Source organism: Umezawaea sp. Da 62-37 (genome assembly GCF_032460545.1).
GTDB lineage: Bacteria > Actinomycetota > Actinomycetes > Mycobacteriales > Pseudonocardiaceae > Umezawaea.
The window spans coordinates 3,180,592-3,201,386 of the sequence record NZ_CP135965.1 but is presented as its reverse complement, the minus strand read 5'-3'; the positions used below and the strand labels follow the sequence as shown (position 1 = coordinate 3,201,386).

The following is a 20,795-nucleotide window of genomic DNA, read 5'->3' as shown; positions in this document are numbered from 1 at the left end:
GCGCCGTCTCCGCAGGGGGGACGGGGCGCGACACCGCGTCTCACGGCTTCAGCACGACCTTCCCCACGGTCTCCCGGTTCTCCAGCGCCCGGTGGGCCTTCGCCGCCTCGGCCAGCGGGAACGTCGAGGTGACCGGCGTGAGCCTGCCGGACGCCGCCGCGGCCAGCGACCTCTCCTCGAACTCGCGCAGCCGCCGGAGCATGGTCGGCCCGAGGACGACGGACGCCGAGAGGCTGCGGGCGAACAGGTCGTCGCCGGTGAACTTCGTCGGCTCGGTGCCCAGCGCCCAGCCGAACAGGACCAGCCTGCCGCCGGGCACGAGCAGTTCGAACGCGGTCCGCCCGAGCGTTCCGCCGACGGCGTCCAGCACGACGGTGACGCCCTCGATCCCCTTGTCCCAACCGGGTTCCGAGTAGTCGACGGCGACATCGGCGCCCAGACCCGCCACCAGTTCCACCTTCGCCGCGCCGCCCGCCGCGCCCACCACCCGCGCCCCGACGGCACGCGCCTCCTGCACGGCCAGCGCCCCGATGCCGCCCGCCGCGGCCAGCACCAGCACCGTGTCGTCCGGTCGGATGGCGGCGCCCTCGAACACGCCCATCGCGGTCCGCCCGGTCCCGATCATCGCGACCGCCACGTCGTCGGACACGTGGTCGGGCAGGGCGTGCAGCGCGGACGCGTTCGCCACGGCCGACTCCGCGTACCCGCCGCTCGCCTGGCCGAGGTGGGCCACGACCCGACGGCCGAGCCAGCCGGCTTCCGCGCCCTCGCCGAGCGCGGTGACCACCCCGGCCACCTCGCGTCCAGGGGTCATGGGGAGGGCGGGCAGGGGGAAGGGGCCCCGGCCCACGCCGGACCTGATCGTCGTGTCGAGGACGTGCACCCCGGCGGCGGACACGGCGATCCGCACCTGGCCGGTGCCGGGGGTCGGGTCGTCGACCTCCTCGAAGAGCAGGTTCCCGGCGGGGCCGAAGGTGTGCTGGCGGATGGCGTGCACGGGCGTCTCCCTGGTTCGGCGATCACCCGAACGTAGGAGTTCCAGCTAACTGGAGGTCAAGCGTTCCGCCCGCCCGTCCGCTACGCCGCGCTCAGCACACCGACCCGCCGACTGGTCGTCAGCGTGCTGTTCGGCGTCCCGCTGTAGCTCCCCGACGTGGGCGCCACGTCCGAGTAGTCGCGGCCGGTCGCCACCGTGAGGTAGTCCGCCCCGGCCCTGCGCCCGTTGCACGGGTCGAACGGCACGGCGATCGCGTCGTCCCCGTCGGCGACAACGACCTCCATCCACCCGTGCGTCCCGCCCTCGCCGAGCAGGTGCCCGGACACGTACCGCGCGGGCACGCCGACCAGGCGGCACAACGTGATCATCACGTGCGCCGAGTCCTGGCACACCCCGCGCCCACCCGACAGCGCCTCGGCCGCGGTCGTCTCGACCGACGTCACGCCGTACTCGTAGTGGATGGCGTCGTGCGCCAACGCGCAGATCCGTTCGGCCCGCTCCAGCGGCGTACCCCGTCCGACGCCCGCGGCCAGGTCGCGCAACCGGTCGTCCGGAGTGGTCAGCCTGGTCGGCCGCAGCAGGCGGGGGTCGTGCAGCGCCGATGCCGCCAGGTGCGTCGGACCGTCCGCGCGGACCCGTTCCAGCAGCGCGACGACGCTGAACTTCACCCCCTCCTCGACGCGGTCCGCCCGCACCCGGACGACGGTGTTGCCGTGCCCGTCGAGCCGCGACCGGCGGCGGACCGCGGCACCAGCGACGTCCACGCGGTGCGCGCGGCGGTGCTGGTTGCCGTGCCGGGCGAGCGGGACGACCACGAGGCGGTGGTCGAGCAGCTCGATCGGCTGGTCGTAGCCGTAGTGCAGGCTCTGCTCCAGCACGTAGGTGACCCGCTCGGCGGCTTCGAGGTCCAGCCCCGTGTGGTCGAGCAGCGGGCGGGACAGCAGCTCAGGACTGAGCGTCATGGCAGGACCTCCTCGGCGTGGACCACCATCGAGTGCAGCATCGGACCGCCGAACGTCGTGGCCATCGCGACGTCGGAGGCGTCGCGGCCGCGGCCGACCACGACCCGCCCCTTGAGGCGGCGGTTGTTGCGCGGGTCGAAGGTCCACCACCGGTCGCCCAGCCAGACCTCCATCCACGCGGCGAAGTCCATCACGTCCGGCGACGGCTTGACGTCGATGTCGGGCAGGTAGCCGAACACGTAGCGCGCGGGGATGTTCAGCGCGCGGCAGAACGAGATCGCGAGGTGCGTGAAGTCGCGGCACACGCCGTACCCGGAGTTGAAGACGTCCAACGCCGTGGAAGTGGGGGCGCTGCTGCCGTAGCTGAACGTCAGGTGGTTGTGCACGTGCTCGGTGATGGCCTGCACCCGCCGGTAGCCGGTCGGCATCGACCCGAACTGCGACCACGACTCGTCGGCCAGCATGTCGGGGAGCACGTACCGGCTGGGCAGGGTGTAGATGAGCACGTCGTCGGGCAGCTGCTCCGGCATGACCTCCGGCGCGTCCTCGTCGAACTCCTCGACGGCGTCCGGGACCACGGCCAGCGCGTCGTAGGTCAGCGTCGACATCCCCTGCGGCAGCACCACCCGCAGGCACGGGTTGCCGTAGAGGTCGAAGTAGCCGTGCGAGCCGACCTCGGGCTCGATGGACCACTCCTCGGACAGGACCTTGACCCGCGGTTCGTCGTTCGCCTGCACCTGGAACACCGTGGGCGTCCTGATGGCGGCCTCGTACGTGAACTCGCAGCCGATGCGCAGCCGTCGCTCTCCCATTGGGAGATCGTGCTCTGCCCGCGTTACTTCTGGGTAACGGCAGGATCATCGGGTGTCTTGCGGCGGAGCCGCGTCACGCCGGTCGCAGCACCACGACGCGCGGTCCGGCGCCCGCGAACGCGTCGACGAGGTCCTCGCCCACGGTAGCCGCGGTGCTCGCCGCCGTGGCGACGCCGAACGTGTCGGCGAGCGTCACCAGGTCCCGGCCGCCGTCGACGATCAGCCAGACGACCCGCAGGCCGTGCCGGCCGGCCGCTGCCAGTTCCGGCATCCCCCGCGTGGCCCCGTCGCCGCCGGACACCGCCAGCACGGGCACGCGGTCGCCCAGCGCCGCGGCGGCTCCCATCGCGGCGGGCAGCGCGCGGCCGAGGCCGTCCGGGGCGCCGTTCACCGCGCCGGAGTCGCGCGGGTCCCAGGTGGTCCAGGGCAGATCGCCGAAGGGCGTGCGGTCCCAGTAGGTCGGCGAGTGGTCCGGCAGGGTCGCGCGGATCGCGGTGAGCAGCGGCGGTTCCGGCTCGCCGACCAGCTCCAGCAGCGCCCGCACCCCGCCCTCCGCCACGCCGTCGGGCGCGCGGGCCGTCACGGCGTCGGCCAGGTCCGCCAGCGCGAACCGGGCCTCGCCGTGCACGCCGAGCGCGCGCTGGTCCAGCCTGCCGGGGTCCGCGTCGATCCGGATCCGGTGCGGCACGTCCTGCCCGGACCCGACCACCAGGACCACGTCGGCGTCGGCCAGGAACCGGGCGGTGCGCGGGTCGGCGAGCCACGACCCGGCGGACAGCGGGTGGTCGACGGGGAACGCGCCCCTGCCGCCGAACGTGGTCAGCACCGGCGCGCGCAGCTTCTCCGCCAGCGCCAGCAGTTCGGCGCGCGCGTCCCCGCGCACGACACCGCCTCCCGCGATGACCACCGGCCGCACGGCGTCGTCCAGCAGCTTCGCCGCCAGCGCGATCAGGTCGGCGTCCGGCACGATCGACCGCGGGCACGGCACGATCGCGGGCACGGGCGGGGCCGAGGTCCGCTCCAGCAGCACGTGTTCCGGGATCCTCACCCGCACGGGCCCGAACGGCGCCGTGGCCGCGTCGTCCCACGCCCGCGCCAGCGCCGCCGGGATCTCGGCGGCGGACCCGACGACCTCACGGCCCGCCCCGCAGCCGATGGCCACCACGGGGCCCGACGCCACGAGGTCGCCCGCCTCGCCCGGCAGCAGCAGCAGCGCGGTCACCTCGCCGCCGCTCCTGGCGTGGCCGTCCGCCATGGCCCCGGTGTTCAGGCCGCTGACGTGCCGCAGACCGGACCGCCGGATCGCCTCGAAGGGGCCGAGCGCCAGCGGTCCGAACACGGTCCGCGCGCCCAGGGCCGCCAGCGTCTCGGCGACCACGTCGCCACCGGTGCGCCCGCGTGCCCCCGGAACCATGTCGCAGCCCTCCCCGAAGCTTGTGCCACCCACGGTAGGAAGCGCACGCTTGGCCGGTAAGTGGACGATTCGCACAACACGCGTCGACGCGTTGTGCACTTCGGAGGCGATCGTGGTGCTGCGCACCGTTCCGCTGGCCGCGCTGGTCGAGCGGGAGGACCTCGGGCTGACCGTACTGGTCGGCGAGGACGAACTCGACCGACCGGTGTGCTGGGCGCACGTGAGCGAGCTGGTCGACCCGGCGCCGTACCTGCTGGGGCAGGAGCTGCTGCTCACCGCCGGGGTCACCTACCCGGACGACGTCGACGCCTACGTGGCGGGCCTGGTCGGGCGCGGGGTGTCGGCGCTCGGGTTCGGGGTCACGCCGGTGCACAACGCCGTGCCCCAGGAGTTGGTCGACGCCTGCCGCGCGCACCGGCTGCCGCTGGTCGCCGTGCCGCCGGGGACGCCGTTCATGGCGGTCAGCCAGGCCGTGGGCGCGGCGCTGGCCGAGGCGCAGAACGTCGAACTGCGGCTGCTCGCCGACAGCCAGCGCGCGATGACCAGGGCCGCGGTCCGGCCCGCGCCGGTGGAGGGCACGCTCGCCGCGCTGGTCGACGCGCTGGACTGCTGGGCGCTGCTGCTCGACGCCGACGGCGAGGTGCTGGCCCGTGCCGGGGAGGCGCCGGGGCCGACCGCGGACCTGGCGCGGCTCGCCGCACGGGTCGGAGCGGGCAGCGGACCGCGCAGCGCGGGCACGACGCTGGGCGGCGACCAGCTCGTGCTCAACCCGGTCGAACGGGTCGGGCGGCGGCCGTCCGTGCTGGTGCTCGGCAGGCCGCGGTCGTTCTCGGTGGCCGACCGGGCCGTGGTCGCCGTGGCCCTCGCGCTGCTCGCCCTGCTGCGCCCGGACCCGGATCCGACCGCGCGGCTGGCCGCCCGACTGGTGTTCGGCGGCGATCCCGCCCCGCTGCTCGAAGGGCTGCTCGGCGACACGTCGTTCCAGGTCGTCGCCGGGTCGGGCGGTGAGGGGTACGAACGGCTGGCCGACGTGCTGGGCACACCGCTGGTGGACGTGCTGGACGACGGGTTCCACGCGGTCGTCGCGGCCGGCACGGTGACCGACCCCGACCTGGTGGTCGGTGTGAGCGCCCCCGCCGCGGCCGCCGAACTGCCTGCCGCGCAACGGGAAGCGGCCGCGCTCCTGCGCCGCGCCCGCGCCACCGGCCGGACGGTGCGGGCGGACGAGGGCTCCGGCGTCACCGCCCTGGTCGACCCCGCGCGGGCGCGGCGGTTCGCGTGCGGGCTGCTCGCGCCGCTGGCCGGGAACCGTTCGCCCTCGGCCGTCGAACTCGTCGAGACCGCTCGGGCGTGGCTCGCGCAGCACGGCAACTGGGACCGCAGCGCCGCCGTGCTCGGCGTGCACCGCAACAGCGTCCGGCACCGCATGGGGCACGTCGAAAGCGCGCTCGGACTCGACCTCTCATCAGCCCAGGACCGCACCGACCTGTGGTGCGCGATCAGCTGGTTGCCACCGGAGTGGCCCGCTGTCGTCGAAGGCGGATAAATGCTTTGCCGGTCGGCGCGGAATCGTTCATAGTTGTGCCAACGCAGCGAACGGAAGGAGGAGGCCATGATCGAACGGGAATCGGAGTGGACCGGTGCCGCGGCGCTATTCCTCCATCTCCGACGTGGTCGGGGCTCCCTGTTGTGACCTGCGGTTGAGGTCGCGACGGGGAGCCGTCGACCGGGAAACCGGTCGGCGGCTCCTTTTTGTTGTGCGTTATCAGCGATATCCCAATAGCTCAGCTGGACAGAGCACGGCGCTACGAACGCCGGGGTCCCCGGTTCGAATCCGGGTTGGGGTGCTGCCGGCGGTTCGGGGAAGGGGTGCGGGCGTCCAATGCCGCCCCTTCTTCGCGAGTTCGGCGACCAGGCGGGTTCGTCCAGTGGTCAGGACGCCGGACTCTCACTCCGGAAACACGGGTTCGACCCCCGTACGCGCCACAGCCCGACCTTCATGGGGTGGGTCGGGAACACCTCGGCACGGCGAGGTCCGCTAGGTGAACTCCTGTCCGGTACCGGTGGGGAGCGGGGCCGCTGCACCCGCCCCCCATCCGGACGAGCCTTCGTAGCCCAATGGGAGGGCGCCGGGTTCAAAACCCGGCCAGTGCGCGTTCGACTCGCGCCGGAGGTACTGAGATCGATCCCGAAGTGGACGAGGGGCCGGGTCGTGATCCCGGTGCAAGTGGGTTCGAGTCCCACCGATCTCCCCAACGCGGTGGTTTTCGGTTTGTTCCAGACGTCGGAGTGCGTACGCGCCATGTGGCGCAAGAGCAGCAGAAGCCACCAGTTCGGCTGCCCCCGTACAGCCCACGGCCCTCGTGCATGTCGCCAAGTGCCGGGGCCGTCCGCCGGGGTCACCGGACCGTGATGGGCGCACTCCCCAACGTGAGCGTTCTTCGTTTCAAACTGCTGTGATGCGGGTAACCACGCGCCATGAAGAACTCGACTGCTGGGCGTGTCAAGGTCGCCGGCCTGCAACCGGCACAGGTGCTGGTGGTCCTCATGTCCGTGCTGTTCATCGCAGCGGGCGTGTTGGGCTTCATCCGCACGGGATTCGGCGACTTCGCCGGTGAGCAGCACTCGATGCTGCTCGGCTTCGCGGTGAATCCCCTGCACAACGTCATCCACCTGGCCTTCGGTGTGCTCGGGCTGCTGCTGGCGGGTAGTTCCGCCATGGCCCGCGTCTACGGCTGGATCCTGTTCTTGGCCTACGGCGCGGTGTTCGTCTGGGGCCTGATGCTCGCGGGCGTCATCTCCAGCAACCCGGTTTCCGGCCTGGGCAACCCGCTGGCGCTCAACTCGAACGACAACTGGCTGCACCTCGGCTTCGCGGTCGTGGGCCTGCTGATCGCCGTGCTGCCCGCGCGTCGCAAGATCGTCGTGGACGAGCCGGTCGTCGAGGAGCACGTCGTCACCGAGCCGGTGCACCACGACCGGATCGTGCCGGAGCAGAACCACGACCTGCGTGACCACGACGTCCGCACCGACCACGACGTGCGCACCGACGACGTCCGCACCCACGACATCCGCACCGACGAGGTCCGCGCGAACGACGTCCGCACCACCGAGGTGGCGGAGCCGCGCACGGAGCCCGCGCCGGTGCACAAGGACGCCGTGACCGCGGCGGACGACACCAAGCACCGGGTCGGCCATTGACCCACATCGGTGTGGCGGACGTGGCGGGTCTCGAAGCCGCGACGCACACCCTGAGGGCCTTGGACTACGAGCACGGCGGTGGCGCTTGCGCCGCCGCCGTGCTCGCCCAGCTGTCGACCGGCCGCCGTCTGCTCGGCGGCATCGCGTCGACGGAGGTCCGCACCCGGCTGCACGTGGCGCTCGCCGACCTGCACAACCTGGCGGGCTGGATCCTGTTCGACCTCGGTCGCGCGGAGGCGGCGCGGTCGCACTTCGACTCGGCGCTGGAACTCGCGATCGAGGCGGGCAACGACTCGCTGGCCGCGAACGTCCACTACCGGCTCGGCCGGGTCTTCCTGCACCACAACGCCTTCGACGAGGCGCTGCGGGAGTTCGAGGCCAGCGGGCAGGCGGCCGCCGGATCGGGGCTGGAGCTGGCGATCGTGGACGCGAACCTCGCCTGGACGCACGCGAAGACGGGCGCTTCCGCGGAAGCGGTCGCCCTGCTCGCCCGCGCCCAGGAGAACTTCGCCGCGGCGGACGCCGGGTCCGCTCCGGACTGGGCCCGGTTCTTCACCGCGAACGACCTGGTCGCGATGGTGGGAACCGTGCACGCGGACCTGGTCGAGGCGGGGGAACTGGAGCACGTCGAGCACGCCGTGACCGCTCTGTCCGAAGCCGTCGAGGGATATCCCGAGGACATGGCGCGCAGCCGGGTGTTCTGCCTGATCTCCTTGTCCACCACCAGTTTCCTGGCCGGCGAGGTGGAGGAGGCCGTCGACCTGGGCCACACCGCCGTGCGCGGGCGATCCCCATCCGTTCGGCCCGCACCGCCGATCGCATGAGGCCGCTGCTGCACGCCGCCCGCGGCCACGACGAGGCGCGCGGGCTGGTGGAGCTGATCGAGGAGTTCGGGACCACCGCCTAGATGGCTGACGGGCGATGCCCCATCGAGGAAATCGCTGTTCGTCCGCGCTAGCCCGCGAGTCTTCGCACCGCGTTGTACACCGGTCTCCGAAGAGGATCGATGAACGCGGGCGGATGGAAACAAGGGAGTCCGCCCGTCATCCGGACTTCCCATTCGCTGTGGTGGATCAGCACATGATGACGGCGGCACAACAACACCAGGTTGTCGACACTGGTATCCCCGCCCCGATGCCATTCCCGAATGTGATGGGCATCAGCCCAATTGGGTGGGCGGTCGCACATCGGAAAAGCGCACCCGCCATCCCGCAGGTGGAGCGCCCGCCGCAGGTGCGGAGTCAACCGGCGTGACATCCGCCCGATGTCCAAGACCTCGCTGCGCTCACCCATCACGGCGGGGATGATCCCGGCGGTGCACGCGATCCGACGCGTTTCACCGGCACTGATCACGCTGGAATCCCCGAGGGTTGCGGTCCCGACACCCGACACCAGGGTCTTGTAGTCGACGGTCACGGTGACATGCGGACGTTCCCCGGCCTCGATCGGCAGATCCCGCGAGCGCGATGCCAGGTTCAGCACATCCGCCAATGCATCACCCTGACGCTCCGGCAGAGTGCGGGTGTCCTGGCCGGCGGCGTCGGGGGCGTGCGGCTTGGCCAACGGCCCGATCAACGCCCGCAACAGCCCACCCTGCTCAGCACCCAACCGGCCGCTGAACTCCACCCGACCATCCGCCTTCGTCCGCAGATGCAACAGGTTCAGCGGCTGGACCAGCTCACGGTCATCGGGCTCCCGCCCGTCCTGATCGATCCGCGCCCGGATACCGGCGGCCACCGCCCGCACCCCCGCGGGCTCAGCAGACCGAGCCACATCCACCAGGATCCGCTCCGCCTCCACGGGCAACCCGGCCATCGCGCCCACCAGCACGTCCAAGTGCGCCGAGGACAACACGCCTTCGGCCACAGCCTCCGCCACCACAGGCAGTGGAACAGCCACCACGGCACCGGTCGGTGTGACCGATGGGAAAACCGCAGACGCCTGCGCCACCCACCGCTTCGCCTCACCGATATCCACCCGAACCACGTGCTTGACCAACTCCGCCAAGCTCCGATACCCCGACCGGACCTCCAACCCACGAGCCCGCGCCTCAGCCACCACCGCCAACACCGACGCGTGCGCGGACCGGGCGCGCTCAACCTCAACGCGCAAGGCATCCATCAGCCCCGCGTCGTCAAGCAGCCCCAATCCGTCCATATCCCAATAATATTGTTGACCACTGGTCAAAACCATCCGAACAACCACGAACTGCGGTTATATCGAGTGATTCGAAGCAACGCTCACCGGCAGAGTGGTGGCCACTCGCGAAACGCGTGCACCACCACGGAAACGGTGGGGATCGCGCCAGATCGGATCGGGTGACGGGGCCGCCCGCGCACCCAGCAGCGGTCCCACCCGCGGACACCAGCACACTGGTGCGATGGACGCGATGTCGACGATCGAGCGGTTTTGGGAGCGGCCGGACGCCGTGGTCATCCTGGGATCGGCCGCGGTGGCGCTGTTCCTGGTGCTCAGCCGACCGGTGTGGCGGGTCAGCCGGAACGTGGTGACGATCGCCCACGAAGGCGGCCACGCGCTGTTCGCGTTGCTCAGCGGTCGGAGGCTGTCGGGGATCACGCTGCACTCCGACACCTCCGGCGTGACGGTGTCGCGGGGGCGCACCACCGGGTTCGGGATGGTCCTGACCGGCTTCGCCGGGTACGTGGCACCGTCCCTGCTGGGGCTGGGAGGGGCCGTGCTGGTCGCGGCGGAGCAGATCCGGCCGCTGCTGTGGGTCAGCACCGCCCTGCTGGTGGCGATGCTCGTGATGATCCGCAACGTCTTCGGCGTCATCTCGGTCGTGGTGACCGGCGGGATCGTGTTCGCGGTGTCGTGGTTCGCCACGCAGCCCGTGCAGGACGCGTTCGGCTACCTGGTCTGCTGGTTCCTGCTCGTGGGCGGCGTGCGGCCGGTCTGGGAGCTCCAGCGCAAGCGCGTGCGCGGCCGGGCGCCCAGTTCCGACGCCGACCAGCTCGCCCGGCTCACCGGCGTTCCCGGCACGCTGTGGGTGCTGGTGTTCGGCGCCGTGGCGCTGGCGTGCCTCTACTTCGGCGGTCTGCTGCTCGTCGACATGTGACGTCCTCCGCCACGCGGGTACCCCCTCGGCACGCCGACCCAGGGAGGACCCATGTCCGAGACCGTTGCCGACTACCTGCTGGAACGCCTGCGCGATTGGGGCGTGGAGCAGGTTTTCGCCTATCCGGGTGACGGCATCAACGGGATCGTCGCCGCGTTCGGGAAGGCCGACAACAAGCCCGCGTTCATCCAGGCGAGGCACGAGGAGATGGCCGCGTTCGAGGCGGTCGGGTACGCGAAGTTCAGCGGCCGGGTCGGCGTCTGCATGGCCACGTCCGGGCCGGGCGCGATCCACCTGCTCAACGGGCTCTACGACGCGAAGCTCGACCACGTGCCCGTGGTGGCCGTCGTCGGGCAGACGGCCCGCACCGCGCGCGGCGGCAGCTACCAGCAGGAGGTCGACCTCCAGGCGCTGTTCAAGGACGTCGCGAGCGAGTTCATGGTCGAGGTCGACGTTCCCGAGCAGCTGCCGAACGCGCTGGACCGCGCCATGCGCACGGCGCTCGCCCAGCGGGCGCCCACCGTCGTGATCATCCCCGCCGACGTGCAGGAACTGCCGTACTCGCCGCCCAAGCACGAGTTCAAGCACGTGCCGTCGAGCCCGCCCAGCAACCCGGTCGCCGTCGCGGTCCCCGCCGAGGCCGAGCTGGTCCGCGCGGCGGAGCTGATCAACACCGGTGAGCGGGTCGCGATCCTCATCGGACAGGGCGCCCGCGGCGCGGTCGACGAGGTGCGCGCGCTGGCCGACCTGACCGGCGGCGGGGTGGCGAAGGCGCTGCTGGGCAAGGACGTGCTGTCCGACGAGCTGCCGTACGTGACCGGCTCGATCGGACTGCTGGGCACCCGGCCGAGCTACGAGATGATGCGCGACTGCGACACGCTGGTCATCGTCGGCTCGAACTTCCCGTACTCGCAGTTCCTGCCCGAGTACGGCAAGGCGCGAGCCGTCCAGATCGACGTGGACGGCCGCAACATGGGCCTGCGCTACCCCGTCGAGTGCACGCTCCTCGGCGACGCGGGCGGCGCGCTCAGGGCCCTGCTGCCCCTGTTGCTGCGCAAGGAGGACCGCTCCTGGCGCGCCAAGGTCGAGCGCGACGTCGAGGAGTGGTGGGAGGTCATGGCCAAGCAGGCGATGGTCGAGGCCACCCCGGTCAACCCGATGCGGGTCGTGTCGGAGCTCTCCAGCCGCGTGCCGGAGGACGCGATCATCACCGCGGACTCGGGATCGGCGGTGAACTGGTACGCGCGCCAGCTCCGGATGCGCGGCACGATGCGCGGGTCGCTGTCCGGGACGCTGGCGACGATGGGCGCCGCGGTCCCGTACGCGATCGGCGCCAAGTTCGCGCACCCGGACCGGCCCGTGGTGGCGCTGGTGGGCGACGGGGCGATGCAGATGAACGGATTGGCCGAACTCCTCACCCTGGCCCGCTACCGGCACCTGTGGGCCGACCAGCGGTGCGTGGTGTGCGTGTTCCACAACAACGACCTCAACCAGGTCACCTGGGAGCTGCGCGGGATGGGCGGGGCGCCGAAGTTCGAGGAGTCCCAGGTGCTGCCGGAGTTCGACTACGCCGGGTTCGCCCGCGGCGTCGGTCTGGAGGGCATCGCCGTCGACAAGCCGGACGACCTCGGCCCCGCCTGGGACCGGGCGCTGAGCGCGGACGTGCCGGTGGTGCTGGACGTGCGCTGCGACCCGAACATCCCGCCGATCCCGCCGCACGCCTCCTTCGAACAGCTGAAGTCCGTCACCGAGGCCGTCCTGCGCGGCGACCCGGACGCCTGGGACGTCGTCGTGAAGGGACTGCGGACGAAGTCGCGGGAGTTCCTCGGCTGAGCCCTGCGGACCCCGCGCGGGCGGCTTACGGTGGGCGGTGACGATCAACGACAGGAGCGAGATGACCGACCCGAACGAGATCCCGCTGGACACCACCGAGGAGACCGACGAGGACGAACTGGGGCTCGACCCGCTCGACGAGGGCGTCGAGGCGTCCTACGGGTGGTCCGGGGCCGACAAGTTCGGCACGACGTCGGCCGAGCAGCGCGAGGGTGAGCCGCTCGACGCCAGGCTGGCCCAGGAGGAACCGGACGTGCAGCCCGACGAGGTCTGAACACCCGAAAACGCCCCACCTCGGTGATCGACACCCGATCCGGTGTGCCGGTGATCACCGAACCGGTTTCCGCATGTCCGTCACCAGGCATTCCGCCCGATCGGTCGATCTACCGGTAACACGATCCGGTGCAGGCCGCCAGAAAGCGGTGTGCGACAGGTTTGCGGTCGTCTCGTGCACGGGTAGTTCTGTCTCGCCGAACAGTTACCGCGAGGAGAACGCCATGACGTGCACGACCCGCCTGCCCAAGCCGGTTGCCGATGTGTGGGACTGGCAGATCGACGGCTCCTGCCGAGGTGCCAACAGCGCGATCTTCTTCCACCCGGACAACGAGCGGGGCTCGGCGCGGTCGGCGCGGGAGAACCGCGCGAAGCAGATCTGCGCGGCGTGCCCGGTGCTGGAGCAGTGCCGTCAGCACGCGCTCGAGGCGCAGGAGCCGTACGGCGTGTGGGGCGGGATGGGCGAGGACGAGCGACGCAAGATCATCGCGTCGGCCCGTCGTCGCCTCCGTGTCGCCTAGGGCCTGGTCACTCCTCCAGGCCGTCGCGCAGCTGGCGCAAGGTCTTCGCCAGCAAGCGCGACACGTGCATCTGCGAGATGCCGATCTTCTCCGCGATCTGGGTCTGGGTCATGTTGCCGAAGAACCGCATGACCACGATCTTCCGTTCCCGTTCCGGTAGCTGTTCGAGCAGCGGGTTCAGCGCCTCCCGCTGCTCGATCACCTCCATCTCGGGATCGTTGGCACCGAGCGTGTTGCCCAGCGAGATCGAGCTGTCGTCCGCCAGCAGCATGTCGTCCAGCGACGCGCTGTGGTAGGCGTTGCCCGCCGCCAGCCCCTCGTGGACCTCCTCGCGGGAAAGCCCGAGGTGCGCGGCCAGCTCACTGGGAGTCGGCGCCCGACCCAACGTCTGCGACAGCCGGGAAGACCCCGCGTTGATCGCCAGGTGCAGCTCCTTGAGCCGCCTGGGCATCCGCACCGACCAGCTGGAGTCCCGGAAGTACTTCCGGACCTCGCCCATGATCGTCGGCACGGCGAACGACAGGAAGTCGCTGCCGCGCTCGGGGTCGAACCGGTCCACCGCGTTGATCAGACCGACCGTCGCCACCTGCACGAGGTCGTCGTGCGGCTCGCCGCGGTTGCCGAACCTGCGCGCGATGTGCTTGGCGACCGGCAGGTGCTCGGTCACCAGTTCATCGCGCAGCCGTTCCCGTCGCGGGTCGTCGGCCGGGGTGGCCGCCAACGTCACGAAAAGCGGTGCGAGGTGGTCGTAGTCGCCCCGCGTGCCCGACGACGCCGCCGGGCCGGGGGCCTGGGTCGTCGTGGTCTCCGCGCCGGTCTCGGTCACGCATCCACCAACCCGCGCTTGACCAAGTCGATGTGGACCACGTACTCGTCATCACCGGCCTGCGGTGCGACCCACGTGGTCACCGAGTCCACCAGCGCGCTCAGCACCCGCCAGCCGAAGCTGTCCCGGTCCGGCGGTGACGAACGCTTCGACCCGACCTGCGTCGCGACCTGGACGACACCGTCCGTCACCACGAACCGCGCGCTCAGCACGGCGTCGGGCGCGGCCAGTGCGATCAGCGTGGAACACGCCTCGTCCACGGCGAGCTTGAGGTCCTCGATGGAGTCGAGGTCGAAGTCCTGCCGCATCGCGATGTCCGCCGCCACCGCGCGAACGATCGACAACTGCGTGGGGTTGGCCGCCATGCGCAGCTCGACCCCCTGCAGGGTGCTCTCCGACTCACCGCGCTGCGGCTCCGTTTGCGACACGCTCACCTCGTAGTCCGTCCTGTATCGATGGCCATGGCCCTATCTACCCGAATCGGTCGCGTTTCACACGTGTGAGCGCGGCCCGTCGTGGGAAGTCCCGGTTGATGCGCGCGAAACCACCTGTCGATGGTCTCGAGCACCGCGCCGACGGGGACGACGACCCCGTCGGGCGCTTCGTGCTCGACTTCCGAACGCGCTCGAACCACCTCGCCGAGCTGCGGGCCCGGTTCGGCGGCTGGACGGAGTCGGCAGGCGCCGACGACGACGCCGCGTACGACCTCCTGGTCGCCGTCAACGAGGCCGTCTCCAACTCCGCCGAGCACGCCTATCCGCCCGGCGTCGACGGAACGGTACGCGTGTCCGCGGACCTGGAGCCCGACGGCACGGTGGTGGTGGTCGTGTCCGACGACGGCCGCTGGCGGGTGCCGCCCGCCGCGCTGTCCGACCGCGGCCGCAGACTGCTGCTGATGCGCGAGAACGTCGACCAGGTCGTCGTGGAGCGCACCTCCGCCGGCACGACGGTGCGGCTGTGCCGGTCGTTGCGGCCGCCACGACCCGCCGACGCCGGGGTCCCGACCCGGCGGCACGGCCATGAGGTGCTGGTGGAGGAGCGCGAGTCCGGCGTGCACGTGGTCGTGCGCGGCGACGTGCCCGAGGACACCGCCGCCACCCTGCGCCGCTCCCTGCTCACCGTCGCCCGCGGCGGCTCGGTCCCGGTCGTGGTCGACCTCGCGGCGCTGGGCGCGCGGAACGCGGGCGCGGTGGAGGCCGTGTTCGCGGTCGCCGACGCGGCCTCGGCCGCGGGGAACCGGGTCGTCGTGCTCGCCCAACCCGGCACCCCCGTGTGGAAGGCGCTCGACGCCTCCGGGGTGCGGCACCTGGCGGACGTGGTGGCGGTCATCGGGTGAGGACGACTCAGCCGAGCGCCTCGGCGAGCGTCGGGTGGACGTCGAACACCTCGCCGAGCCCGGTGGCCACGATGGGCCTGGTCACCGCCCGGTCGGCCGCCACGACGCCGAACGCGACCGATCTGCTCCTGCTCTGCTGAGCGGCTTCCACCAGCACGGCGAGCCCCGCGGAGCCGAGGAACGACACCCCGGTCAGGTCGAGCACGAGCTTGCCGTTGTCGACCAGGTTGGTGTTCACGGCGGCGCGCAGTGCCGGGGCGGAGACCATGTCGACCTCGCCGGAGACGGACACGACGGTGACGTCCTGCGCCGGGTGGCTCACCGCGAGGCCGATGGCCTGGTCTTCGCGGTTCGCTTCCGCGACGTTCGGATCCTGGACCGTCACGTGGATCTCCCTCATGATTGGTGCTTTGCGCGTGGAGCGGGGAGTCCTGGTGGGCGCAGGCGGCGTGACAGTGCGCATGATGCAGCGAACGGTGGCCGTGCGAGCCCGCCGGAACTCCCCGGCGCGGCTGTTGGCTCAACCGCTGCGGTGTCCACCGTACGTAACGTGATGAACCATCACAAGGACCGGGGTGCCCGCGAGTCCTGGGCGGTCAGCGCCCGGCCGGGGTCACGGGGCCTGAGCTGGTAGAAGTTGGTCGGCCGCTCCGTCTCGCTGACCTGGTAGACGAACTCCATGCCGCGCGCGTCGAACTCCTCGAACCACCGGTCCCACGCCATCGGGTCCAGGTCGTCGTCGTACTCCGGGAAGTCGAAACCCAGCTGCGCGACGGGCGCGGCCTCCCTGCTCTCCGCCCAGCGGCGGATCTCCATGTGGTCCGTTGTGCTCAACCGTCTGAACCCGGTCACCTGGCACCCTCTTAACCTCGACCGGATCCGCACGGGGGACGGCCCCGTGTCACGCGGTCGAACCCCACGTTAGCCCAGGCTAAGGAGCCGGGTCGCGGTTCAGGACGTGCCGTCGTGCCGCCGCGTCGTGCCGCTCACCCCGTTCCCCGAGCCGTTCGGCGACCCGCGCACGGGTCTCCGGGGACTTGTTCCCGCCGTACTTGAACTTCGCCCTGACCTCCCGCACGGTCAGCTCCAGGCCGCGGATCCCCGGCAGCAGCCTGCGGTCGGTGTCGTCGTCCGCGGACACGTCCGCGCGTCCGCCGGGTGGCTCGAAGTGCGCCAGCTGACGGGTGAGCAGCCCGGCTTTCGCGGCCGGGTCGTCGACGACCACGGCGGTGCAGGCGAGCTGAGCGGTCGCGTAGTAGGAGGTGGGCACGTTGGTGGTGCCCCAGTCGGCGGGCACGTAGGTGTAGTCGTCGAGCACGGTGAGCAGGACGTGCGGGTTCTCGGCCAGCGCCTGCCAGACGGGGTTGGGGCGGGCCAGGTGCAGGCGGACGGTGGCCTCGCCGTCGAAGGAGAAGTGCGTCGGCACGACCACCGGGAAGTCGCGGTCGCGGCCGGTCGCGACGAGCTGCCCGAAGTCGTGGGCGGACAGCCACGGGCGCCATTCGTCTTCGGGTGGGGCGTCCCAGGGGTGGATGAGCATGCACGTGAGCATCGTGGGGAAGTGGCCTGGTGGGGAGGGCCAGTGATGGGCTGTTTTGGGGGGCCACTTCTGGTGGGGTGGTGAGTGGGGTGCCACTCGTCCGGTGGAAGTTCGTGGTTGTGGTCGTGGGGTGGGGTGTTGGTGCTGTTGGGGGTGGTTTTCGGGGTGCCCGTTCGGGCTGGTGGTTGTTCGGCTGGGGTGGTTCCGGCAGGTGGCGGTGATCGTCTCGGGATTGGGTTTAGTCGCTCTGTTAGGAGGTTGAGCTGGGGTTTTCCGGAAGTTGATCAGTGCGGGTGTAGTTCGTGGGGCGGTGTGCGGCTGTCGGTGAGCGGTGAGCGGTTGTCGGCCCGATCGGTCTGCGGACCGTGCGGCGTAATTCGGGGACAGCTCGGCGCGGGGAGGGGTTCGGTGGGCGAGCGGAGGGCCGGAACGAACGGTGTCGCTCGCCACAGTCCCGCAGAATCGACGGCACGTGGACAACCCCGAACGCCACGTCGAGACAGTCCCAGCGGAGGGATGCACATGAGCACCACCACGGAAACCCGGCCCGAGATCGCGACGTCCGAGGCGGCGCGGCCTGCCGGGTCCGGCGCGCTGCCGACCGCGCCGTGCAGTGTGGTGTGGAGCAAGGGGCACGCGTACGTGCTCGAGGGCTTTCGGGCTAGGTGGGTCGGGGTGGACGACCGGGGGCGGCCGCAGGCGTTCACGGGGGCGGATCTGCAACGGCGTGGGTGGACGCACACGCGGTGCAGCAGTAACTGATCGGTGCGTTGTGGGCGGTTGCGGCTGGTGTCGTTGTGGGTGGGGGATGCCTTTACCCGGTCGCCGAGTGTTCTGTGCTCACCCCATCTTGTCAAGGCGGGAAAGATGCCTTGACAAGATGGGGTGAGCACAGAGATGGCTTCGGATCGGGTGCAGGGGTAGGTCTGGCTGCGCCAGCATCAGGCTTCGCCTGACTCGGGCATCGGGCTCCGCCCGACAAGGCCTGGCTTTGGGTTTGGGCATTGGGGATCCGACGCTCCGCGACGGACCGGGCACCTCGCTGCGCGTCGGCAGGGCACCTCGCTGCGCGTCGGCCGGGCATCCGAGCTGCGCCGGATCAAGCATCAGGCTGCGCCTGACAAGGCACCTGGCTTCGCATCGGCAGGGCACCTCGCTGCGCGTCGATAGGGCATCCGGGCTGCGCCGGATCAAGCAATCAGGCTGCGCCTGACTAGGCGCCTGGTTTTGCTTTGGTCGGGCATCTGGGCTGTGCCGGACTGGACCTTGCTTTCGTTTGGGTGGAGTTGCTGTTCGGATCCTTGGTGCTGGATTCCACCCGCATGGGTGAACTGCGGCCGCTGTTGGGGACTGTGCGGCGTGTGACTGGCCAAATCACCCGCTCGTGTTCTCGCCACTCGGTCGGGTATCGATCGCGCCACCCTGTTCACCTGTGGTTCCGGTGTTCGCCGGGGTGCCTGGTGACTGCCGTGAGCCTGGCGGAGGTGGGGTTCGACCTGCGGCATTAGCATTCCCCGCGTGGCCGGTCGTGTGTCGGGCGGCGCGTGACGGGGGAGTGTGAGGGACGTGGTCCAGGCTGGTCAGGACGCCGGTGATCGGTGGGTGACCGTTCCGAACGCGTTGAGCGTGCTCCGGTTGTTCGGGGTGCCGTTGTTCCTCTACCTGCTGCTCGGTCCGCACGCCGATGGTTGGGCGGTGGTGGTGCTCGCGGCGGCGGGGGCGTCGGACTGGCTTGACGGCAAGTTGGCGCGTTGGTTGGACCAGACGAGCAAGTTGGGGATGTTGCTGGATCCGGCGGCGGACCGGTTGTACATCTTCGCGACGCTGCTGGCGTTCGTGGTGCGGGAGATCGTGCCGTGGTGGATCGCGGCGATCCTGGTGGGCAGGGAAGCGCTGGTGGGGGTGTGCCTGTTGGTCCTGCGGCGGTACGGCTACGGCCCGTTCGAGGTGAGCTACCTGGGCAAGGCGGCGACCTTCAACCTGCTCTACGCGTTCCCCGTGCTGCTGCTCGCGCAGGGTGGTTCGACGGCCGCGGAGATCGCGCGCCCGATCGCGTACGCGTTCATGCTGTGGGGTGGCGCGCTGTACCTGTGGTCCGCGGGGCTGTACGTCTACCAACTCGTGCTCGCCGTACGTCGCTCTCCAGGGGTGCTGGCTGCCTGAACGGGTGAGACGCGTGGGAGGATTCCGCGTGCGAAGATCACCCTTCGACACTGACGGACTCGTCCAGCAGGGCGAGCGGGGAAGACCACCATGAAGGAGCGCACCGCGGTGATTCCCGAGGAGCTCAAGTACACCGAGGAGCACGAGTGGGTGCTGCGCACGGGTGACGCCACCGTGCGCATCGGCATCACCGACTACGCCCAGCAGCAACTGGGCGACGTCGTGTTCGTCCAGCTGCCCGAACTCGGCGAGACCGTCGACGTCGGGCAGACGCTCGGTGAGGTGGAGTCCACCAAGAGCGTCTCGGACATCTACGCGCCGCTCGCCGGAGAGGTGGTCGCCCGCAACGACTCGCTCGACCAGCAGCCCGACCTGGTCAACTCCGATCCGTACGGCGAGGGCTGGATGATCGAACTGCGGCTCGGCGACCCGAGCGCGGTCGACGACCTGCTCGACGCCACCGCGTACCAAGAGCTGGCGGCGGGGGAGTGACGACGATCTTCCGACGTCTTCTCGGCCTCTTCGGGAGCCGCTCCTCGGGTGAGGGCTCGGGCACGATAGGTTCTAGTGGTCTCGACGGTTCCAGCAGCAGGAGGAGAGCTCAGGTGAGCATGAACGACGGGCCAGGCGTTCCGCCAGAGCAGTCCCCGGAGCGGACCTCCGTTTTCCGGGCGGATTTCCTCGCCGACGTGGAGGGCGCGGAAGCGCCCGCGAAGGAGCCCGCGGTCGCGGGCGTCGACGCACTCCCCGCCGGGTCAGCCCTGCTGGTGGTGAAGCGCGGCCCCAACGCGGGGTCCAGGTTCCTGCTCGACCGCGACACCACCAGTGCGGGTAGGCACCCGGACAGCGACATCTTCCTCGACGACGTGACGGTCTCCCGGCGCCATGCCGAGTTCCGCCGCGAAGGCGGGGAGTTCGTGGTGATCGACGTGGGCAGCCTCAACGGCACCTACGTCAACCGCGAACCGGTCGACCAGGCCGTGCTGGCGAACGGCGACGAGGTCCAGATCGGCAAGTTCCGCCTCGTGTTCCTGACCGGTCCGGGAGCCGGGGGCCAGGGGGCGCAGTGACGGCTGCCGGGCGGCCGCAGCGCGGTGGGTTGAGCATCGGGGCGGTGCTGTCACAGCTTCGCCCCGAGTTCCCCGACGTGACCATCTCGAAGATCCGCTTCCTGGAATCCGAGGGACTGGTCCGCCCGGCACGCACCGCTTCGGGCTACCGGCAGTTCACCTCCGCCGATGTCGAGCGGTTGCGCTTCGTCCTGGCCGCCCAACGGGACCACTACCTTCCGTTGAAGGTCATCAAGCAGCAGCTCGACACCGCCGACGAGCCGCCGAGGCGCGCGCTGGTGGCGGTCGAGGGCGTGCCGACCGTCGAGCACTTCGAGCAGTCGCCCAGCACGTCGAGGCTGACCCGCGAGGAGTTCCTCGCGCAGTCCGGCATCAGCAAGACCACGCTGGCGGACCTGGAGCAGTACGGGATCATCCGCGCGGGCGCCGCCGGGTTCTACGACCCGGAGTCGGTGGTCGTCGCGACGACCGTGCGCGCGATGACCGAATACGGCATCGAACCGCGCCACCTCCGCGCATTCCGCGCGTCCGCGGACCGCGAAGTCGGATTGCTCGAGCAGATCGTCACACCGCTCTACCGGCAGCGAGATCCCGAAGCGCGCGGTCGCGCCGAGGACGTCCTCCGGGAATTGGCAGTGCTGTCCGTCACGTTGCACACACTGCTGGTGAAGGCCGGTCTGCGCGGTGTCGCAGGTGGATAGCGATATCGGGGGCACCGGACCGGTGTGACCGCGTTGTCCGCATCGTGATGTCGAAGTGGACTCCAGTGGG

The 20,795-nt window shown here is 70.8% G+C and carries 23 protein-coding genes and 4 tRNA genes; 17 read left to right on the top strand and 10 right to left on the bottom strand.

Going from position 1 to position 20,795, the window contains the following annotated elements; all coding sequences use genetic code 11:
• Positions 1-40: 40 nt before the first annotated feature.
• The 4 genes from RM788_RS13950 to RM788_RS13935 form a co-directional block, all read right to left on the bottom strand.
• Complete coding sequence (locus tag RM788_RS13950; protein ID WP_315932066.1) at positions 41-997, bottom strand: zinc-binding dehydrogenase; 957 nt, start codon at positions 995-997, stop codon at positions 41-43.
• An 80-nt stretch (positions 998-1,077) separates the two neighbouring features.
• Positions 1,078-1,959 (bottom strand): transglutaminase family protein, encoded by an 882-nt coding sequence (locus RM788_RS13945; protein WP_315932065.1) that lies wholly within the window; start codon positions 1,957-1,959, stop codon positions 1,078-1,080.
• The gene (locus tag RM788_RS13940) at positions 1,956-2,771 is read right to left on the bottom strand and encodes a transglutaminase-like domain-containing protein (RefSeq protein WP_315932064.1); all 816 of its coding nucleotides are present in this window, start codon (positions 2,769-2,771) and stop codon (positions 1,956-1,958) included. Before RM788_RS13940 ends, RM788_RS13945 begins: the two co-directional genes overlap by 4 nt.
• A 73-nt stretch (positions 2,772-2,844) precedes the next feature.
• Positions 2,845-4,218: a thiamine pyrophosphate-dependent enzyme gene (locus RM788_RS13935; protein ID WP_315932063.1), complete on the bottom strand. Its 1,374-nt coding sequence runs from the start codon at positions 4,216-4,218 to the stop codon at positions 2,845-2,847.
• Positions 4,219-4,297: 79 nt separating this feature from the next.
• Between RM788_RS13935 and RM788_RS13930 the strand changes: the two genes are divergently transcribed.
• The 7 genes from RM788_RS13930 (at position 4,298) to RM788_RS13900 (ending at position 8,210) form a co-directional block, all read left to right on the top strand.
• Positions 4,298-5,731, top strand: coding sequence for a PucR family transcriptional regulator (locus RM788_RS13930; protein WP_315932062.1), 1,434 nt, complete (start codon positions 4,298-4,300; stop codon positions 5,729-5,731).
• 227 nt (positions 5,732-5,958) lie between these two features.
• Positions 5,959-6,032 (top strand) — tRNA-Arg (locus RM788_RS13925).
• 67 nt (positions 6,033-6,099) lie between these two features.
• Positions 6,100-6,171 (top strand) — tRNA-Glu (locus RM788_RS13920).
• 118 nt (positions 6,172-6,289) lie between these two features.
• Positions 6,290-6,361, top strand: a tRNA-Leu gene (locus RM788_RS13915).
• A 2-nt stretch (positions 6,362-6,363) separates the two neighbouring features.
• A tRNA-His gene (locus RM788_RS13910) sits at positions 6,364-6,440 on the top strand.
• 223 nt (positions 6,441-6,663) lie between these two features.
• Positions 6,664-7,386, top strand: a complete 723-nt coding sequence (locus tag RM788_RS13905; protein ID WP_315932061.1) for a DUF4383 domain-containing protein — start codon at positions 6,664-6,666, stop codon at positions 7,384-7,386.
• A complete protein-coding gene (locus RM788_RS13900) occupies positions 7,383-8,210 on the top strand; it encodes an NsdA family TPR-like regulatory protein (protein ID WP_315932060.1) in 828 nt (275 codons plus the stop codon). Before RM788_RS13905 ends, RM788_RS13900 begins: the two co-directional genes overlap by 4 nt.
• Positions 8,211-8,340: 130 nt before the next feature.
• Here the strand turns inward: RM788_RS13900 and RM788_RS13895 are convergent, their stop codons facing one another.
• Positions 8,341-9,543, bottom strand: coding sequence for an HNH endonuclease signature motif containing protein (locus RM788_RS13895; protein WP_315932059.1), 1,203 nt, complete (start codon positions 9,541-9,543; stop codon positions 8,341-8,343).
• A 223-nt stretch (positions 9,544-9,766) separates the two neighbouring features.
• Here RM788_RS13895 and RM788_RS13890 point away from each other — a divergent pair, with 223 nt between their 5' ends.
• The 4 genes from RM788_RS13890 (at position 9,767) to RM788_RS13875 (ending at position 13,089) form a co-directional block, all read left to right on the top strand.
• Positions 9,767-10,462 (top strand): M50 family metallopeptidase, encoded by a 696-nt coding sequence (locus tag RM788_RS13890; RefSeq protein ID WP_315932058.1) that lies wholly within the window; start codon positions 9,767-9,769, stop codon positions 10,460-10,462.
• Between the two features lie 51 nt (positions 10,463-10,513).
• Complete coding sequence (locus RM788_RS13885) at positions 10,514-12,295, top strand: thiamine pyrophosphate-requiring protein (protein WP_315932057.1); 1,782 nt, start codon at positions 10,514-10,516, stop codon at positions 12,293-12,295.
• Positions 12,296-12,356: 61 nt separating this feature from the next.
• Positions 12,357-12,569, top strand: coding sequence for a hypothetical protein (locus tag RM788_RS13880; protein WP_315932056.1), 213 nt, complete (start codon positions 12,357-12,359; stop codon positions 12,567-12,569).
• A 223-nt stretch (positions 12,570-12,792) separates the two neighbouring features.
• On the top strand, positions 12,793-13,089 hold the full coding sequence (locus tag RM788_RS13875) for a WhiB family transcriptional regulator (RefSeq protein ID WP_315932055.1): 297 nt from the start codon (positions 12,793-12,795) through the stop codon (positions 13,087-13,089).
• A gap of 7 nt (positions 13,090-13,096) precedes the next feature.
• Here RM788_RS13875 and RM788_RS13870 read toward each other — a convergent pair whose 3' ends face one another.
• Positions 13,097-13,915: a SigB/SigF/SigG family RNA polymerase sigma factor gene (locus RM788_RS13870; RefSeq protein WP_315932054.1), complete on the bottom strand. Its 819-nt coding sequence runs from the start codon at positions 13,913-13,915 to the stop codon at positions 13,097-13,099.
• Positions 13,912-14,343 carry an ATP-binding protein gene (locus RM788_RS13865; RefSeq protein WP_315932053.1) on the bottom strand — a complete coding sequence of 144 codons (432 nt, stop codon included), beginning with the start codon at positions 14,341-14,343 and terminating at the stop codon, positions 13,912-13,914. The genes RM788_RS13870 and RM788_RS13865 overlap by 4 nt, the downstream gene beginning before the upstream one ends.
• A 104-nt stretch (positions 14,344-14,447) precedes the next feature.
• On the opposite strand from RM788_RS13865, the gene RM788_RS13860 reads away from it, so the two are divergent.
• On the top strand, positions 14,448-15,251 hold the full coding sequence (locus RM788_RS13860; protein ID WP_315932052.1) for an ATP-binding protein: 804 nt from the start codon (positions 14,448-14,450) through the stop codon (positions 15,249-15,251).
• A gap of 7 nt (positions 15,252-15,258) precedes the next feature.
• On the opposite strand, the gene RM788_RS13855 is transcribed toward RM788_RS13860, so the two are convergent.
• From RM788_RS13855 to RM788_RS13845, 3 genes are all read right to left on the bottom strand, one after another.
• On the bottom strand, positions 15,259-15,636 hold the full coding sequence (locus tag RM788_RS13855; protein ID WP_315932051.1) for an anti-sigma factor antagonist: 378 nt from the start codon (positions 15,634-15,636) through the stop codon (positions 15,259-15,261).
• A 176-nt stretch (positions 15,637-15,812) separates the two neighbouring features.
• Positions 15,813-16,085, bottom strand: a complete 273-nt coding sequence (locus tag RM788_RS13850; protein ID WP_315932050.1) for a hypothetical protein — start codon at positions 16,083-16,085, stop codon at positions 15,813-15,815.
• Positions 16,086-16,182: 97 nt separating this feature from the next.
• The gene (locus RM788_RS13845; RefSeq protein WP_315932049.1) at positions 16,183-16,791 is read right to left on the bottom strand and encodes an FMN-binding negative transcriptional regulator; all 609 of its coding nucleotides are present in this window, start codon (positions 16,789-16,791) and stop codon (positions 16,183-16,185) included.
• Between the two features lie 522 nt (positions 16,792-17,313).
• Here RM788_RS13845 and RM788_RS13840 point away from each other — a divergent pair.
• The 5 genes from RM788_RS13840 (at position 17,314) to RM788_RS13820 (ending at position 20,725) form a co-directional block, all read left to right on the top strand.
• A complete protein-coding gene (locus RM788_RS13840; RefSeq protein WP_315932048.1) occupies positions 17,314-17,553 on the top strand; it encodes a hypothetical protein in 240 nt (79 codons plus the stop codon).
• A gap of 840 nt (positions 17,554-18,393) precedes the next feature.
• The gene (locus RM788_RS13835; RefSeq protein ID WP_315932047.1) at positions 18,394-18,954 is read left to right on the top strand and encodes a cardiolipin synthase ClsA; all 561 of its coding nucleotides are present in this window, start codon (positions 18,394-18,396) and stop codon (positions 18,952-18,954) included.
• Between the two features lie 90 nt (positions 18,955-19,044).
• Positions 19,045-19,446, top strand: a complete 402-nt coding sequence (gene gcvH / locus RM788_RS13830) for a glycine cleavage system protein GcvH (RefSeq protein ID WP_315932046.1) — start codon at positions 19,045-19,047, stop codon at positions 19,444-19,446.
• Positions 19,447-19,559: 113 nt separating this feature from the next.
• Positions 19,560-20,024 carry a glycogen accumulation regulator GarA gene (gene garA / locus RM788_RS13825; protein ID WP_106195872.1) on the top strand — a complete coding sequence of 155 codons (465 nt, stop codon included), beginning with the start codon at positions 19,560-19,562 and terminating at the stop codon, positions 20,022-20,024.
• A complete protein-coding gene (locus RM788_RS13820; protein WP_315932045.1) occupies positions 20,021-20,725 on the top strand; it encodes a transcriptional regulator FtsR in 705 nt (234 codons plus the stop codon). Before garA ends, RM788_RS13820 begins: the two co-directional genes overlap by 4 nt.
• Positions 20,726-20,795 lie beyond the last annotated feature (70 nt).